This window comes from Sulfuricurvum sp. (assembly GCF_028712165.1).
Taxonomy (GTDB): domain Bacteria; phylum Campylobacterota; class Campylobacteria; order Campylobacterales; family Sulfurimonadaceae; genus Sulfuricurvum.
This window is the reverse complement of record NZ_JAQTQR010000068.1, coordinates 1-15,030: the sequence shown is the minus strand read 5'-3', so window position 1 is coordinate 15,030 and position 15,030 is coordinate 1. Positions and strand designations below refer to the sequence as shown.

Annotated in this window: 13 protein-coding genes and 3 pseudogenes; 12 read left to right on the top strand and 4 right to left on the bottom strand. The window is 42.8% G+C overall.

The genetic code is table 11. From position 1 onward, the window contains the following. The 6 genes from PHP90_RS11310 to PHP90_RS11285 all read left to right on the top strand — a co-directional run. The coding region (locus tag PHP90_RS11310; RefSeq protein ID WP_299929837.1) for a PD-(D/E)XK nuclease family protein at positions 1 to 1,331 on the top strand (1,331 nt) is incomplete at its 5' end. Beyond that, positions 1,321 to 4,023 (top strand): RecB-like helicase, encoded by a 2,703-nt coding sequence (locus PHP90_RS11305; RefSeq protein ID WP_299929835.1) that lies wholly within the window; start codon positions 1,321 to 1,323, stop codon positions 4,021 to 4,023. The genes PHP90_RS11310 and PHP90_RS11305, both read left to right, overlap by 11 nt. Before the next feature lie 81 nt (positions 4,024 to 4,104). After that, complete coding sequence (gene rplM / locus PHP90_RS11300; protein ID WP_299929832.1) at positions 4,105 to 4,527, top strand: 50S ribosomal protein L13; 423 nt, start codon at positions 4,105 to 4,107, stop codon at positions 4,525 to 4,527. A gap of 9 nt (positions 4,528 to 4,536) precedes the next feature. Beyond that, positions 4,537 to 4,926 carry a 30S ribosomal protein S9 gene (gene rpsI, locus PHP90_RS11295; protein ID WP_299929829.1) on the top strand — a complete coding sequence of 130 codons (390 nt, stop codon included), beginning with the start codon at positions 4,537 to 4,539 and terminating at the stop codon, positions 4,924 to 4,926. Between the two features lie 143 nt (positions 4,927 to 5,069). Next, on the top strand, positions 5,070 to 6,671 hold the full coding sequence (locus PHP90_RS11290; RefSeq protein ID WP_299929826.1) for a phosphoethanolamine--lipid A transferase: 1,602 nt from the start codon (positions 5,070 to 5,072) through the stop codon (positions 6,669 to 6,671). Continuing rightward, positions 6,658 to 7,365, top strand: a complete 708-nt coding sequence (locus tag PHP90_RS11285; protein ID WP_299929823.1) for a phosphatase PAP2 family protein — start codon at positions 6,658 to 6,660, stop codon at positions 7,363 to 7,365. The genes PHP90_RS11290 and PHP90_RS11285 overlap by 14 nt, the downstream gene beginning before the upstream one ends. On the opposite strand, the pseudogene PHP90_RS11280 reads toward PHP90_RS11285, so the two are convergent. The 4 genes and pseudogenes from PHP90_RS11280 to PHP90_RS11265 form a co-directional block, all read right to left on the bottom strand. Next, positions 7,352 to 7,978: pseudogene (locus tag PHP90_RS11280) on the bottom strand (HD domain-containing phosphohydrolase); the annotation flags it as partial. The gene PHP90_RS11285 and the pseudogene PHP90_RS11280 sit on opposite strands and share 14 nt — an antisense overlap. Positions 7,979 to 8,008: 30 nt before the next feature. Then, positions 8,009 to 8,425, bottom strand: a pseudogene (locus PHP90_RS11275) (HAMP domain-containing protein); the annotation flags it as partial. Positions 8,426 to 8,846: 421 nt separating this feature from the next. Beyond that, positions 8,847 to 9,164, bottom strand: a complete 318-nt coding sequence (locus PHP90_RS11270; protein ID WP_299929820.1) for a hypothetical protein — start codon at positions 9,162 to 9,164, stop codon at positions 8,847 to 8,849. Between the two features lie 83 nt (positions 9,165 to 9,247). Further along, a complete protein-coding gene (locus PHP90_RS11265; RefSeq protein ID WP_299929818.1) occupies positions 9,248 to 10,240 on the bottom strand; it encodes a hypothetical protein in 993 nt (330 codons plus the stop codon). Between the two features lie 112 nt (positions 10,241 to 10,352). On the opposite strand from PHP90_RS11265, the gene PHP90_RS11260 reads away from it, so the two are divergent. From PHP90_RS11260 to PHP90_RS11235, 6 genes and pseudogenes are all read left to right on the top strand, one after another. Next, complete coding sequence (locus tag PHP90_RS11260; protein ID WP_299929815.1) at positions 10,353 to 11,852, top strand: peptide-binding protein; 1,500 nt, start codon at positions 10,353 to 10,355, stop codon at positions 11,850 to 11,852. A 96-nt stretch (positions 11,853 to 11,948) separates the two neighbouring features. After that, positions 11,949 to 12,593, top strand: coding sequence for an HAD family hydrolase (locus PHP90_RS11255; protein ID WP_299929812.1), 645 nt, complete (start codon positions 11,949 to 11,951; stop codon positions 12,591 to 12,593). 122 nt (positions 12,594 to 12,715) lie between these two features. After that, positions 12,716 to 13,273 carry a pyruvate flavodoxin oxidoreductase subunit gamma gene (locus tag PHP90_RS11250; RefSeq protein ID WP_299929809.1) on the top strand — a complete coding sequence of 186 codons (558 nt, stop codon included), beginning with the start codon at positions 12,716 to 12,718 and terminating at the stop codon, positions 13,271 to 13,273. Positions 13,274 to 13,283: 10 nt separating this feature from the next. Next, a complete protein-coding gene (locus tag PHP90_RS11245) occupies positions 13,284 to 13,697 on the top strand; it encodes a 4Fe-4S dicluster-binding protein (RefSeq protein WP_299929806.1) in 414 nt (137 codons plus the stop codon). Beyond that, entirely contained in the window at positions 13,697 to 14,917 is a 1,221-nt protein-coding gene (locus PHP90_RS11240; RefSeq protein WP_299929803.1) for a 2-oxoacid:ferredoxin oxidoreductase subunit alpha, read from the top strand. Before PHP90_RS11245 ends, PHP90_RS11240 begins: the two co-directional genes overlap by 1 nt. Before the next feature lie 9 nt (positions 14,918 to 14,926). Then, positions 14,927 to 15,030 (top strand): annotated as a pseudogene (locus PHP90_RS11235) (pyruvate ferredoxin oxidoreductase); the annotation flags it as partial.

Here is a 15,030-nt window from a genome sequence, read left to right as displayed (position 1 = left end):
CTAAAAAGTTTCGTTTTGCTCAGTTGGAAGAATTGATAGGATTGTTCGAAGATGCTGATCCGGAGTCGATTGAAATGATTCGTGATGAACTGCACCGGTTCAGTCATTTGTCCCATGCGTTGGAGGAGATGGATTTTAGGGCGGTATTCCGGATATTTATGAATCGGTTGCGTCAACTTAGTATTGATGACGTGCGAGGCGGAAAAATTACCGTGATGGGGCTGTTGGAAACACGGGGTGTCGCATTTGACGGGGTAGTGATTATTGATTTTAACGAAGGATACGTCCCCCATAAAAGTGAAAAAGATCTTTTTCTAAACACCAAAACACGTGAATACGCCGGATTGCCGAGTGCGCATGACCGTGAATCACTCCAAAAACATTACTATTCGATCCTTTTTAATCGAGCGAAAAAAGTGCGCATCGGATGTGTTCAAAATTCCGAATCGGTGCCATCACGGTTCCTGCTTCAACTAGGAATTAAACACTCTCCATCAGAATTTCGATACGAAGAGGTACTGTTTCCATCGCCGAATTTTCAAGAACGGCATATAGGACACTATGAGAGCGAATACGATTTTACACTTCATCCCTTATCGGCAAGCGGACTTAAAAGCTTTTTAACATGTAAGAGACAGTTCTATTATCGTTATATTGCTCATTTGCGCGATCATGAGTTGCCGCGTGATCTCTCAGAGGAACGTGATATCGGAAATGCATTGCACAGTGCTTTGGAAAGACTTTTTAGAGAGAATGATCGTTTTATATCTGTGACACATATCAAAGAGAGTTTTTCTACGCTGTGGGAAGAAGAAAAAACGGATGATCCGCTGGAGCGTCATATGAAGCGGTTATGGCTGGATAAATTAGATCCATTTTATGCAAGTGAAGCATTGCGTTTTGGAACCGGAGTTCGGGTTCTCTACACGGAAAAAGAATCAAAGGTTTCGGTCGAGGGGATAACACTGACGGGACGGATTGATCGAATTGATGAGTATGAAGGCCGACTCGAAGTGATTGACTATAAAAGCGGCAAATACCCGGATACGGATAAAGAACCCAAAGAGAGCGATGTCGATTATCAACTCAGTGTGTATGCTCTTTTGGCAGGTGAGTTGGGAAAAGTCGCAAATGTCGGCTATTATGATTTAGGGAGAGGAGAACTCAAAACCGAACAGTTTTTGGATGAAAAAATAGCCAAACTGAGAGAGATATTGGCATTAATGGCTTCCCAAAAAATGTGGGAATGGGAAATGTGCGAAGATTTGAGCCGATGCCGTCATTGCCCCTATGTCTACCTCTGTCATCGGGAGGTGATGCGTGGAGTTTGAACCGTTTTTAGCGTATGAAGCGAGTGCGGGGAGCGGTAAGACGTTTAATCTCGTCGTCCGCTATCTGAGTCTTTTGTTTATGGGAGAAAACCCATCCTCTATCGTTGCGTTGACCTTTACGAATAAAGCGGCGAATGAGATGTTGGAGAGGATCATCCTTACTCTCGAAGAACTCCCTTCTCGAGGTGAACTTTCACATATCGCGCGACTGAGCGGACTGGATGAAGCCACTATTTTACAGGAGAGACCAAAGATACTGTCACGGTTTTTACGTTCCGATATCCAAATCTCGACAATAGATAAATTCTTTGGAAGGATTTTGCGAAAGTTTGCGCTCAATGCGGGGCTGATGCCTACATTTAAAACGATCCAAAACCACCATGAAACAAAACTTTTGGAACGGTTTTTAAATGAAGTGGAGGTATCGCACTCAGAAGGGGCGCTGGTACACCTCTCACTTTTAAGCGACAAAAGGCTCAGTGATCTGTTCGGACTCCTCTCCGCTCTTTACTCCAAATACAAAGAGTTGAATCTGGATGCGTATACGAAGGGTGAAGTGCCGGAGGATTTAAGTGACTATGCTATGGAACTGGCACGGGAACTTTCCACCATCGTGTTGGAAAAGCCGTTGAGCGATCGCGCTCGCAAGACAATGCAAATCGAAAGTTATGAAGACTTGATAGGTAAAACCTGGCTGTTAAAACCAAGTATGGAGTATTGGGATTTCAAAAAAATCTATGAACCTCGTATGGATGAGCTGCTTCAGGGGATCCAAAATGCGGTTGCTTCGCAAATGCGCCGTCGGGAAATTTTGTATTTCAGAGAGCTGTTTTCGATTCTAAAACTCTACATCAAAAGCCGTCAGTCAATGGCGGTTCAGAGCAATGAGCTGAGTTTCGATGATATCACCCTGAATGTCCATACGCTTCTGCGGGAGAAACTGGAGAGCGAGTTTCTCTATTTTCGGCTCGATTCACGTCTCAAACATCTTCTTCTCGATGAGTTTCAAGATACGAGCGTTATCCAGTTTGATATTCTCCGCCCATTGATCGAAGAGATCCGTTCCGGTATCGGAGTAAACGAAGGGGGGAGCTTCTTTTTTGTCGGGGATGTGAAACAGTCTATTTACCGTTTTCGCGGCGGAGTGAGTGCGCTGTTTCATCAGGTCGCCAAGTTGTTTGATGTTCAGGTAGAGCCTCTGCGGGTCAATTACCGTTCCCGAAGTGAGATCGTCGATTTTGTCAACCGATCCTTTGAAGGGAAAATCAAAGGATACATCCCTCAGCAAAGTCCGCAAAGCTTTGCGGGAGGATATGTGGAGGTTGCGAATACGGATGAGCTTCTGGAAACGCTGAGCGAGCGCATAGCACTGTTGATTGACAAAGGGGTAGCGCCTGAGGAGATCGCTATTCTAACTGCCACGAACAAAGACGGCAGTGCAGTGGAAGAGGCTCTAAGTGAGAGAGGTTATGATGTCGTGACCGAGACGACTGCCCGCTTGATTGCGCAGCGAAGTGTCCGTGCGATCATCGAATATCTACGATATTGTTATTTCGGTGAGTCAATATATCGTTCCAATTGCGCGGCTTTGCTTGGAGTCCAGAGTGAACAGATAGAACGCTCAGGCATCGAGGATATGATTGCAACGGTAATCGTGTTTGTACGACGATTTCGAATAGCCGATAAAAGTGCCTTGATGTTTATCGAAACGCTGCGGGGTTATCGTGATATCGAAGAGATCGTTTTTGAGATTGATCGGTTGGAAACCTCTTCGCCCCAAAGTGATCTCAAAGGGATTCGTATTATGACGGTGCACAAATCCAAAGGGTTGGAATTTGAACATGTTATTGTCCTCGATCGGTTGGGGATGGCGCGTTCCCGCAACGATGCGATCGTTTATGAGTATGATGGGGCACAGCTTCTGGGGATGCATTATCGGATAAAGAATCGTGAAGCACTGGATCCTCTTTATGCACAAGCTCTTGATGCAGAAAAGCGTTTGGGAGATGAGGATCAGCTCAATGCCCTTTATGTGGCACTGACCCGTGCGGTTGAATCCCTGATGGTCATTATGAAAAGCAAAAATTCGTGGTTTGATCCGCTGGAGCTGAGCTCATCGGAATGGGGAAAATTAGAACTTAAAACGAAACACGTGAAGCCTCTTGAACCGGAGAAAAAGATCAATTTCAAAGGACTATCGTTTGGCAGACAGGAAGAGACACTTCGCTCGATAAAAGAGGCAACACATGATTACGATGCCGTTCAGTTTGGATTGGCATTGCATTACACCCTTGAGATGATGGGAGACTTTAGCGATACATCACTGAGGATTGCTCTTGAATCAACCCGTAACCGCTACGGAGCAGTATTGCAAACTGTGGGAATAGAAGCGATTGAAAAGCGGATTAGACGTTTGATAGAAGATGAGACATTCCGAAATCTTACTCAGGGCCGTTGGCGTAAAGAGCAGATGATACGGCATAAGGGAAATCTGGGTGTCATCGATTTGTTGGTAGAACATGACAAAGGGTGGAGTATTATCGACTATAAAAGCGGCCGGGAAGAGGAAGAAAAACACCAAGATCAAATACGACGCTACAAAGAGGCGGTTCGTTCCCTTACCGGAGATGAAGTACAGGGTTATTTGTGCTATATATTAGAAGAGGGTATAGAGTGGATAAAGTGCTTATAAAAAACTTAATTTAAGTAGATTATAAGTTTATACTGGTACAATTGCGCCACTATTTATAGAGACTTTAGAAGGAGACTCAAGATGAAATTTACTAAAATTGCTTCACCTGAGCAAATCGACCGTAAATGGGTTTTGATCGATGCAGAAGGGAAAACATTCGGTCGTTTAATGACTGATGTTGCTGCCCGTCTTCGCGGAAAAGACAAACCTTATTTTACCCCAAATGTTGACTGTGGTGACTTCGTTATTATTATCAATGCATCTAAAATCGTAATTAACGGTGGCGGAAAATTGGCTACAAAAGAATACCACACGCACAGCGGTTACTTCGGTAGCGTTAAAAGTGTAAAAATGACAGAGCTTTTGGCTACTAACCCAGAAAAACTCTTTAAACTAGCAGCTCGCGGTATGCTTCCTAAAACAAAATTAGGTCGTGCGATGTTGAAAAAACTAAAAGTCTATGCAGGTGCTGAACACCCTCACTCTGCACAGATCGCTAAGTAAGGATAAACGATGGCAAAAACGTATGCAACCGGCAGAAGAAAATCTTCGATCGCTAAAGTATGGCTTGCTCCGGGTACAGGTAAAATCACTGTAAACGGTCTTTCACTCGATGCATGGCTCGGTGGTCTTGAAGCAAAAAAATTGCGTGTTACTCAACCGCTTTCTTTGACTAAACAAGACACATCTGTTGACATTACTGCTTCTACTATGGGTGGTGGTTTCTCAGGACAATCCGATGCACTTCGTCACGGTATTTCACGTGCTCTTTGTGCGTTTGATCCTTCATTCCGTGCTATCTTGAAACCATTCGGTATGCTTACTCGCGATGCTCGTATCGTTGAACGTAAGAAACCGGGTAAACGCAAAGCGCGCCGTTCTCCTCAATTCTCAAAACGTTAATCGTTCTTTCTCCTCAATCGAGGAGAATTTTCTTCTTTCTTTCTTTTTTAAAATCATTCTTTTATCTCTAATGAAACCAGTCAAAAGCAACCCTGTTAGCATTTACTGACTATAATACCGTAATTTATTTCAGCGGAGTCGCAGTGTTATTTTCTTTTTCCAAGCCCCTCAAAGCACGAACAGTAGTGATTGCAGTTGCATTAATGCTGGTCATTTTTGCTAACGGAGTATTTTTTAAGCACGTATCTGAAGTCTATCCGCTCGCAGGCGGCAATATTTTATTCGTTCTCTCCTTGGCGATTGTACTGTTGTGTGTCACCGTAATCGTTTTGACATTATTGAGCTGGCGCTATACCCTCAAGCCGGTATTAATAGCTATTCTTCTGGTTTCATCGTTAGTGGCCTATTTTATGGATGCTTATGATGTTGTTATCGACAACCATATGATCCAAAACCTTTTAGAGACCAATATTAAAGAATCGGTTGATTTGCTCAGTCTAAAACAGGTGCTCTATTTTGTCCTCTTAGGCGTTATTCCCTCTGTGATTGTCTATCGTCTAAAAATTAAACCTTCTTCGTTTAAAGAGACTGTGATCGACAAAGCAAAAGTGATCGGAATTGCACTTCTTTTTGCGCTTGTGGTGATATTTTCGTTCAGTAAATATTACACTTCCTTTTTTAGGGAGCATAAACCGCTGCGTTATTACGCCAATCCAGCCTATTATCTCTATTCGATCGGCCATTATGCAGCAGAGACCTTTTCTCATCCGTATTCCGGAATGGCTCCGATAGGTCAGGATGCCGTAATTTCTCCAGCCAACGAGCCTCGAAAATTGATGATACTTGTTGTCGGTGAAGCGGTACGCTGGGATCATTTTGGGCTAAACGGCTATGCACGCGATACGACGCCTCAGTTAAGAAAAGAAGATATTATTAATTTTACCCAGTTTACCTCATGCGGAACCGAAACGGCTGTTTCCGTTCCGTGTATGTTTTCTCCGTTTGGGCGGGAACATTATGAAAAAGAGCAGGCATTGCACACAGAAAATGTGTTGGATGTGCTCAAGCGTGCCGGAGTGAATGTGTTATGGCGTGAAAACAACTCCGATTCCAAAGGGGTTGCAAAACGGGTTCAGTTTGAAGATTATCAAACGTCTGAAAAAAATACGATGTGCGAGGACGGAGAGTGTCGAGATGAGGGGATGTTAGTCGGATTACAAGAGTATATCGATGCTCATCCGAAAGGGGATATTGTTATCATTTTACATCAGATGGGCAATCATGGTCCGGCGTATTACAAACGCTACCCGAAATCATTTGAGAAATACACTCCGGTATGTAAAACCAATCAGCTCGAACAATGTTCAAAAGATGAAATTACCAATGCGTATGACAATACCATCCTCTATACAGACACCTTTTTGTCAAAAGTGATCGGATTATTGAAAACGAATGATAAGGATTTTGCAACCGGGATGTTTTATCTCAGCGATCATGGTGAGTCGTTAGGGGAAAACGGCCTTTATCTGCATGGCTTCCCTTATAGCATTGCTCCCGAAGCGCAAAAACATGTTCCGGCCGTGATGTGGTTTGGAAAACACTCCACTATTGACAAAGCCCAAATGGCAGCTTCTGCTAAAGAAGCTCATAGTCAAGATTCACTCTTCCATACCCTATTGGGCTTTATGGATGTGAACACCTCTGTTTATCAGCCTGAACTCGATTTACTGCATGTCGGCCGCTAAAAATATTTGGGCGAGTGCCCTGATATTACTTCTTTCAGTCCTCTTTTTCGGATTGAGCGGAACCGATATCTGGGTGCAAAAACATTTTTATAATCCTCTTACCCATCAATGGATCGTAGATACCAATAATCCGGTTCTCAGATTTATTTTTTACGACGGAATCAAGCGTTTATTGATAATTCTGAATGTTCTAGTGATCATCGTATTGATCGTGAAATGGAAAAAACCGTTTCTTGCTCTCTATAAAAGGGGGCTTGTTATCGTTGTATTATCGTCCATTTTTGTCCCATTGCTCGTCAGTAGTTTGAAAGCGGTGACGAATATTCCATGTCCAAAAAGTTTGGAAATTTTTGACGGAACCTATCCTCACACCTGTGTCTGGGAAAAATACCCCAGTGATTTTTGCCAAAAGCAGAAACAAAAATGCTGGCCCGCAGGGCATGCCAGCGGAGGATTTGCACTGTTATCGCTTATCTTTTTGTTCCGCAGCCGCAGAGCAAAAATCGGTGCTGTCGCTTTGGCCATGGTTATCGGCTGGAGCATGGGAAGCTATAAGATGCTGATCGGGGATCATTTTCTGAGTCATACGTTTATAACGATGATAATGGCGTGGCTGATTATTTCAATAATTGTGGCAATTTTAAATCGTTTAGAACAAAAGGGCGTAATAGCCTTACAACTTAAAGATCTTTAAATTGTTCCCGTATAGCGAGGAATTCCTCCAGATGGGCAAAAAAGATATCGATGAGTTGTGGATCAAAATGCCGCGCACGTTCTTCTCTAAATAAAGAAAAAATCCGTTCATCATCCCATGCTTTTTTGTAAACACGATCGCTTCCCAGTGCGTCAAAGACATCTGCCAATGCAGTAATACGACCGTAAATATGTATTTCTTCTTCTTTTAGTCCTCTTGGATATCCGGTTCCATCCCATTTTTCGTGATGTTCATAGGCCACGGTTGCAGCCATAAGAAGCAATGTCCGGTTCGAGTGCTTGAGCATTTCATAGCCCAATGCGGCGTGAGTATCCATGATACGACGCTCTTCTTCATCAAATCTTCCCGGTTTGTTGAGAACTGCATCGGGAATAGCAACTTTACCGATATCATGCATAGGTGAAGCCTGTTTGAGCATTTCTGCTTCTTCTTCGCTGAGTCCATAGTAGAGTGCAAGCAGTTTAGAATATTCGGCGACCCTTTTTACATGATTTCCCGTCTCTTTGGAACGGCTCTCACCGATAGAACCCATTGTAAAAACGACTTCGCGTTGGGTCTCCTCAATCTCTTTGTTTAGAGTGGTAATTTCGTGTAACGCTTTATCCATACCGTCGATCATCGTATTAAACGCATCAGAAAGCTGACCGATTTCATCGTCCCTGTCAACAGATACTTGTTGCGCATAGTCTTGGGTTCGAGTAATTTTTTTCGCGGTATTGGATAGGGCAATGATCGGACGAATAAGCGCGGTAGCGACATAATATGCAGCCGTAGCGATAAAAAGTGCCCCAATGATAAGTAGTAGAATAAACCATTTTTCATATTTGTACAACAATCGATACGCGTACCCTTTTTCCTCTTCCAAAACGATCGTTAAATCAGGTTTGTTTTGGAGGGGAAGTGAAACTTTGAGAGACTCTTCAAATATATTCGGTTGAAGTGCGATGGTTCCGTCACGGTGGCGGATGTAATAATGACGTTCAGGCGAATTAGAAAAATAGGGACGAAAATTTTCAAGTGAATAGGTAGCGATGAGCATGCCGATTTGTGTTTTGGTAAAGCTCGAATAGATGGGAACCGAAAAAAAAGGATCGATTTTTTTGATTTTAGAAAGAGCAGAAAAATCACTTGAAGCGATAATTTTGTTGTTGGTATCTACCACAAAAAAATTGCCTTTCATCTTCATATCATTTTTTTTAGAGAGCAAAGCTGTACTGATTCGATGATCCAGATCCTGAGTATATAGGTCATTCATTACATCCGATTTGGCAATAAATGCCATGTCATTTTGAAGCGTTCGTAAAGATTGATCGATCCGCTCCACCGTAAGCCGTAACTGGGTATTCATCTCCTGTGTCACGGCGTTATATTGTTCCTGACGAAATGAGTTTCCGAGTAAAACCATTGTTAAGGCATAAGGGATAATACTGATTCCTAGAAAGAGGAGAATGGTTTTTAGTTTAAAACTCATAAATGACCTTTACACTGCTATCCGCCATTGAGGATGGGACATATCCGATAGCTCCTTCAACATTCTGGACAAATGCTTTGATTGATTCATGAGATGGCTGTGTTATCGGCGGACTATTTCCTTGGAAATGCTGCTTGACCCAATATGCATTTAATCTATCTCTATCCATACCTAAAACTGCATTTTCAAAAGCGATTCGTGATGGTTCCTGCCCGACTAAATTCAGAGGGATGATTTTTAGATCTCCCAATGTATGACGTTTTTGCAAAAAAATATCCCGTATCTGTTCTCTGGTTACTGTTGACACAGAAACTTTTTTCGAAATGATAATGCTATATTGGGCCCCGAAAAGCATCGAGCAAAGAGTCAAGAATACAAGAATCGGTTTCATCAAAACAACACCGAAAGTGAAAATAATGCGCGATTTTCATCATTTTGAGAGTGCCATTGATATTCTCCTTTTAAAGAGACGGGATACCAAGGACGATAGCTGTATCCGAGGATAAAAATAGTATCTTTGTAATCGGTGTGATGATCATTGAAATACTCAAATCTGCTTATAACCGCGTGTTCTTGCGTATATCGATACATCGCTTGCGCATAGCCTGAGAATGCATATGTTTGTGCTTGTTCAGGGTATTCGCTTTTTGCGATTAACCCCTCTGCCAAGAACTGCCATTGTGTATCATCGTATTTCGTTCCTGCTTGAATAAATCGGGTGCGTTGATTGGTTTTTGTGATGTATTCGCCGATACTCCCGCTGCTGCTCCACTCCATTGAGATTTCATTTTCAAGTGCCAAACCGAAAAAATGTGAATTGGGAATATTAATGTATTCTTCATCTAAATCACGATTATGTTGTCCGAAGAGATGATAACGTACCCCTTGTGTTTGAGGAACATACCCGTTAAGGTCGAGACCGGTGAGAAATTTTGGAAAAAGCAGCATACTGTAGAGTGGATTGGATGTGGTATCTCGTAAAACATTTATCGGTTCAAGATTCCAATATCCAATGGGTGTTATTTGCTTTCCAAATCGAACATTAATACTGTCTGCCATCCATAAATCGCCATATATTCGTTCGGCATGAAATTTTTTATGGCTCTCTTCGGATCCGTCACTAAAATTTTTGTGATAAAAACCAACTGCTTCAAGTTCTGCCAAATACGAAAACATAGGATTAATGTCGCCGTATGCCATCACCGCAACATCATCGAGGGTAAAGCTATTGCTTTGATGATTTGATTCCAACTCGGATGAAAAATAACCCCCGACATTAAGAGCGTCATTGACCGAAACGCCATGACCCAATTGATAAGGTTCTGCATGAAGCGTGAAGATCAATCCTATGAGACTTATGAGACTGACCTTGATATGCTGCATTCAACTTCACCTTTTGAAATTTAAAGATTTTAATTATATATTTTTATACAATGATATCGTATTTTGGATCAGTTTATAAAATGCTATAATCTCACCAAAAAGCGGGCATTGATTGAAATTTGTACTACTTCTTTTACAAAGTGTTTGGCTGATTGCCTCAACTCTTCATCTCAGTGCCTCCACTAATCCTGCCCGTCTTAACCCGCTGATAGCAACCGATTCGGCGAGTGCCTCTATTTCCGGATTTATTTTTAATGCACTTGTGAAATACGATGAAACCGGCCAAAAAATCATCGGTGATTTGGCCGAATCGTATCGGTTTATCACCCCCACTATTATTGAGTTTAAACTCCGACACGGAGTAAAGTGGCAGGATGGGGAGCCTTTTACAGCTGCAGATGTCCTTTTTACGTATGATTTGATTAAATCCCCTAAAACGATTACGCCGTATGCATCCGACTTCCGGGTTATTAAAAACGTCAGTGTCCTAGATGATTATACGGTACGCGTAACGTATGAAAAACCCTATTTCAAAGCACTGGAAGTGTGGATGATGGGGATTGTACCGCGTCATATTCTGATTCATGATAACGATATCATGAGCTCAGCGTTTAATACCCATCCCGTCGGGACAGGGCCGTATATTTTGAAACAGCTTGAGTTTTCAAAACAGATTGTTTTAGAAGCAAATCCCGAATATTTTGAACACAAACCGAAGATTGATAAGATCGTTTTTCATGTTATAAGTGATCCTATGACACGGTTTTTGATGCTGAAATCGGGTCAAATCGATGTGGATTCGCTCGAGCCGATGCAATATGAACGGCAGTTGGATAAAAACTTCAAAAACAGTTTTGCAACTTTGGAACTCCCTTCGCACAGCTATACCTATTTGGGATTCAATCTTCGGCTTAAAAAATTTCAAGACCCCCGTGTCCGTCAAGCTTTATCCCTGGCGATCGATCGGCAGAAATTGATCGACATTTTATTCTTAAAACACGGACATGTATGCACGGGTCCGTTTTTGCCCGGAAGCAAAGGATTTAATGATTCGATACATGCTCCGAAACAAAATCTAACTCAGGCAAAAGCTCTCCTCAAAGCAGCAGGGTATGATTCTGCTCATCCGTTCGAGTTTGAGATAGCAACATCCAACTCCAATGCTATCCGTCCCTATGCTGCCGAGATTATCCAACGACAGCTCCTCGAAATCGGCGTTAAAGTGACATTGCGGGTAATGGAATGGCAGGCATTTTTAAACACGGTTGTCGCTCCGCGTAAATTTGATACCGTATTGCTCGGATGGTCGCTCTCATTAACTCCTGATCCGTATGCATTATGGCACAGTGATAGTGATGTACCCGGGGGATTCAATTTGGTCGGATACCATTCTGCTTCTACGGACAGATTGATTGAAAGGATGGAAAGTTCAACCGATCCTGAAAAGATTGCCGCATTACAGCGGAAGATTTTTGCCTCTATTGTCGGGGATAATCCTTATTTGTTTTTGGTCATTCCGAATGAGATTAATGTGTACAGCCGCCATCTTTCAGGGATCAAACCGACAATTAACGGAATTTGGGAAGATTATATTGATTGGGAAAAGAAATGAAAAATTGTAAACAATTTTGGGCTTTCTGCCGAGGAAAACACAGCGTTAGCGTAGCCAATCGGGATGCATTCCGATGGCGTATATAAAAGGATATGAATGAAGCCAATAATTTTATTTGATTTAGACGGAACATTGATCGATTCGACGGAAGCGATTTTAGAGAGCTTTCATCACACGTTAAAAACCCACGGGTTGCAACAATCGATCAGTGACGAGATGATCACCTCACAGATAGGCCATACGCTTGAGACGATGTTCGCAGAAGTGGGAATAGATTCTGAACGTATCGATATGCATGTATCGACCTATAAATTGTATTACCGTGAAATATCACGGCAAAAGACCCTGCTGCTTCCAGGCGCGGCGCAAGCCGTCCGTGAAGCTTCCATGTTTGCCCGTTTAGGAATTGTTACAACGAAGACAGGACTTTATTCGCGCGAACTGATGGAACATTTTGAATTAATGCACTATTTTGAGACACTGATAGGACGGGAGCATGTAGAAAATGCAAAGCCCCATCCAGAGCCGATTTTTAAAGCTTTAGAGCAGATGGGTAACCCATCCTCTCATGTGTGGATGATCGGAGACACGCTTTTGGATATAGAAGCATCAAATCGAGCCGGGATCAAGTGTGTTGCGGTAACAAGCGGTTATGATAATGCAGAACAATTACTCACATTAACAGATATTATAAAATCTGATGCGCTCGAAGCGGTTAGATACATTGCTCAGAGGGGCTGAAAGTAACACTTCGTCTTTGGTTTTAAAGCTCATGGCGGGCGAAAAGCTACATTTAAGAGCAACTTTCATAGAATACACGTATTGATAAAATTCAACTTAAACTTAAGTCAGAGGGAGAATTCATGCTAGAAATTCGATGGCATAGTCGAGCCGGACAAGGTGCCGTAACAGGTGCAAAAGGTCTTGCTGACGTTGTATCCACCACCGGTAAGCATGTTCAGGCATTTGCGTTTTACGGTTCAGCGAAACGCGGAGCAGCTATGACGGCGTATAACCGCGTCGACGATAAAGTGGTTATGAACCACGAAAAATTTATGAGACCTGACTATGTTTTGGTTATTGACCCTGCGTTGGTATACGTCGCGGACATCACGGCAAACGAAAAAGATAATACTATTTATATCGTTACGACCCACATGAGTACGGATGAGCTGATTGCATCTCAACCAAAATTGGAAGGTAGAAAAGTTTATACGGTTGACTGTATTAAAATCGCACAAGAGACAATCGGGAAAGCTATTCCAAATACACCTATGTTGGGTGCATTGATGAAAGTATCCGGTATGTATGATATTGAGTTTTTCAAAGAGAGTATGGTGAAAGTACTTAAAAAATTGCCTCAAAAAATTATCGATGCTAATATGATCGCGATTCAACGCGCGTATGATGAAGTGAAATAAGGAGCACATGATGGAAAAAAAAGGATGGGATGGGTTCGAAATCGGTGCCATGCTCCGATCGTTTGACGGAGCTACACGTGATATCGCGACTACGCTTCCCGAAAATCGCCCTTATTCAGTATCAAACTCATTTACGGCGAGTGTTGCTGACTGGCGTATTGAAAAACCTTTGTTTAACAAAGACTACTGTATTGATTGTCAGTTTTGCTGGGTTTATTGTCCAGATATGTCGATCATTGCTCGTGATAAAAAAATGATCGGAATCGATTTTGACCATTGTAAAGGGTGCGGAATCTGCGTAGAAGTATGTCCGACAAATCCAAAATCATTATTGATGTTCCCTGAACAAAAAGATGAAGAAACAGCGCTTGCCGAATGGCCTAAAAAAGAGAAAAAAGCTGATACTGAAGAGAAGGAAGACTAATGGCAGATACAATGGAACTACGCGATATTGAAGTCTGGGACGGTAATATGGCGGCAAGCCATGCGCTTCGTCAGGTACAAGTTGACGTTGTTGCCGCTTACCCGATTACCCCATCGACCCCTATCGTAGAAAATTATGCCGGATTTACGGCAAACGGCTATGTTGACGGCGAATTCGTTATGACGGAATCCGAACACGGTGCAATGTCATGTTGTATCGGGGCTGCCGCTGCGGGTGGACGTGTGGCAACGGCTACCAGTTCACAAGGATTTGCGTTGATGGTAGAGACTCTTTACTCTGCTTCGGGCATGCGTTTGCCGATCGTTCTTAACGTTGTTAACCGTGCTATCGGTGCACCGTTGAACGTAAACGGTGACCACTCCGATATGTATATGGGACGCGATAGCGGTTGGATTCAACTTGATTCATATTGCCCGCAAAACGCATACGATTTGAACTTCATCGCATTTAAAGTGTCAGAAGACCACGATGTCCGTTTGCCGGCTATGGTTCACCAAGACGGATTCATGACATCTCACACGGCTCAAGGGGTTCACACCCTAACAGATGAAGCGGCATTTAATTTTGTCGGTGTCTATCAACCGATGAACGATATGCTCGACCTTGACCACCCTGTAACGCACGGGGTACAAACGGAAGAAGATTGGCATTTCGAGCATAAAGCACGTCAACAACATGCATTGATGACAGCAGTATTGCCAAAAATCCAAGCAGCATTTGATGATTTTGAAAAATTGACAGGCCGTAAATACAACCTTGTTGAAGCGTACGATATGGAAGATGCTGAAGTAGCAGTCGTCTGTATGGGAACATCGGTTGAAACGGCACGTGAAGTAGCTGAAGAGATGCGCGCACAGGGCATTAAAGCAGGTGTCGTCGGAATTCGTGTTTTCCGTCCATGGCCGTTAGAGCAAATCGCAGCAGTATTGAAAGATGTTAAGGCAATTGCAGCATTGGATCGATCAAGCCCGCACGGTACGGTTGGAGCACTTTACAATGAGATTTCAGGTACGTTGTTTAACACCGATACTAAAGCGGTATTGACGAACTACATCTACGGATTGGGCGGACGTGACTTGACCAAAGCACACTTAGTGAGTATCTTTACAGATCTTAAAGCAAATGCGGATGCGGGTAAAGTAACCACTCCATTGCAACAGTACATCGGTCTTCGCGGACCGAAACTCTCTTTTTTCTAAGGAGCCCTTATGTCAGAAATTAAAAAAATTAAAAACCTCAAAGAGTTCTCCACTTCGGCGGATCGCTTTGAAGGGGCTAACCTTCTTTGCCCGGGCTGTGCCCACTCGATTAT

Bases quoted from the DNA above. Each gene is read 5' to 3' on its own strand.
- PHP90_RS11265 (WP_299929818.1), bottom strand. From the start codon at position 10,240: ATGCAGCATATCAAGGTCAGTCTCATAAGTCTCATAGGATTGATCTTC.
- PHP90_RS11240 (WP_299929803.1), top strand. From the start codon at position 13,697: ATGGCAGATACAATGGAACTACGCGATATTGAAGTCTGGGACGGTAAT.
- PHP90_RS11245 (WP_299929806.1), top strand. From the start codon at position 13,284: ATGGAAAAAAAAGGATGGGATGGGTTCGAAATCGGTGCCATGCTCCGA.
- PHP90_RS11255 (WP_299929812.1), top strand. From the start codon at position 11,949: ATGAAGCCAATAATTTTATTTGATTTAGACGGAACATTGATCGATTCG.
- PHP90_RS11250 (WP_299929809.1), top strand. From the start codon at position 12,716: ATGCTAGAAATTCGATGGCATAGTCGAGCCGGACAAGGTGCCGTAACA.
- rplM (WP_299929832.1), top strand. From the start codon at position 4,105: ATGAAATTTACTAAAATTGCTTCACCTGAGCAAATCGACCGTAAATGG.
- rpsI (WP_299929829.1), top strand. From the start codon at position 4,537: ATGGCAAAAACGTATGCAACCGGCAGAAGAAAATCTTCGATCGCTAAA.
- PHP90_RS11285 (WP_299929823.1), top strand. From the start codon at position 6,658: ATGTCGGCCGCTAAAAATATTTGGGCGAGTGCCCTGATATTACTTCTT.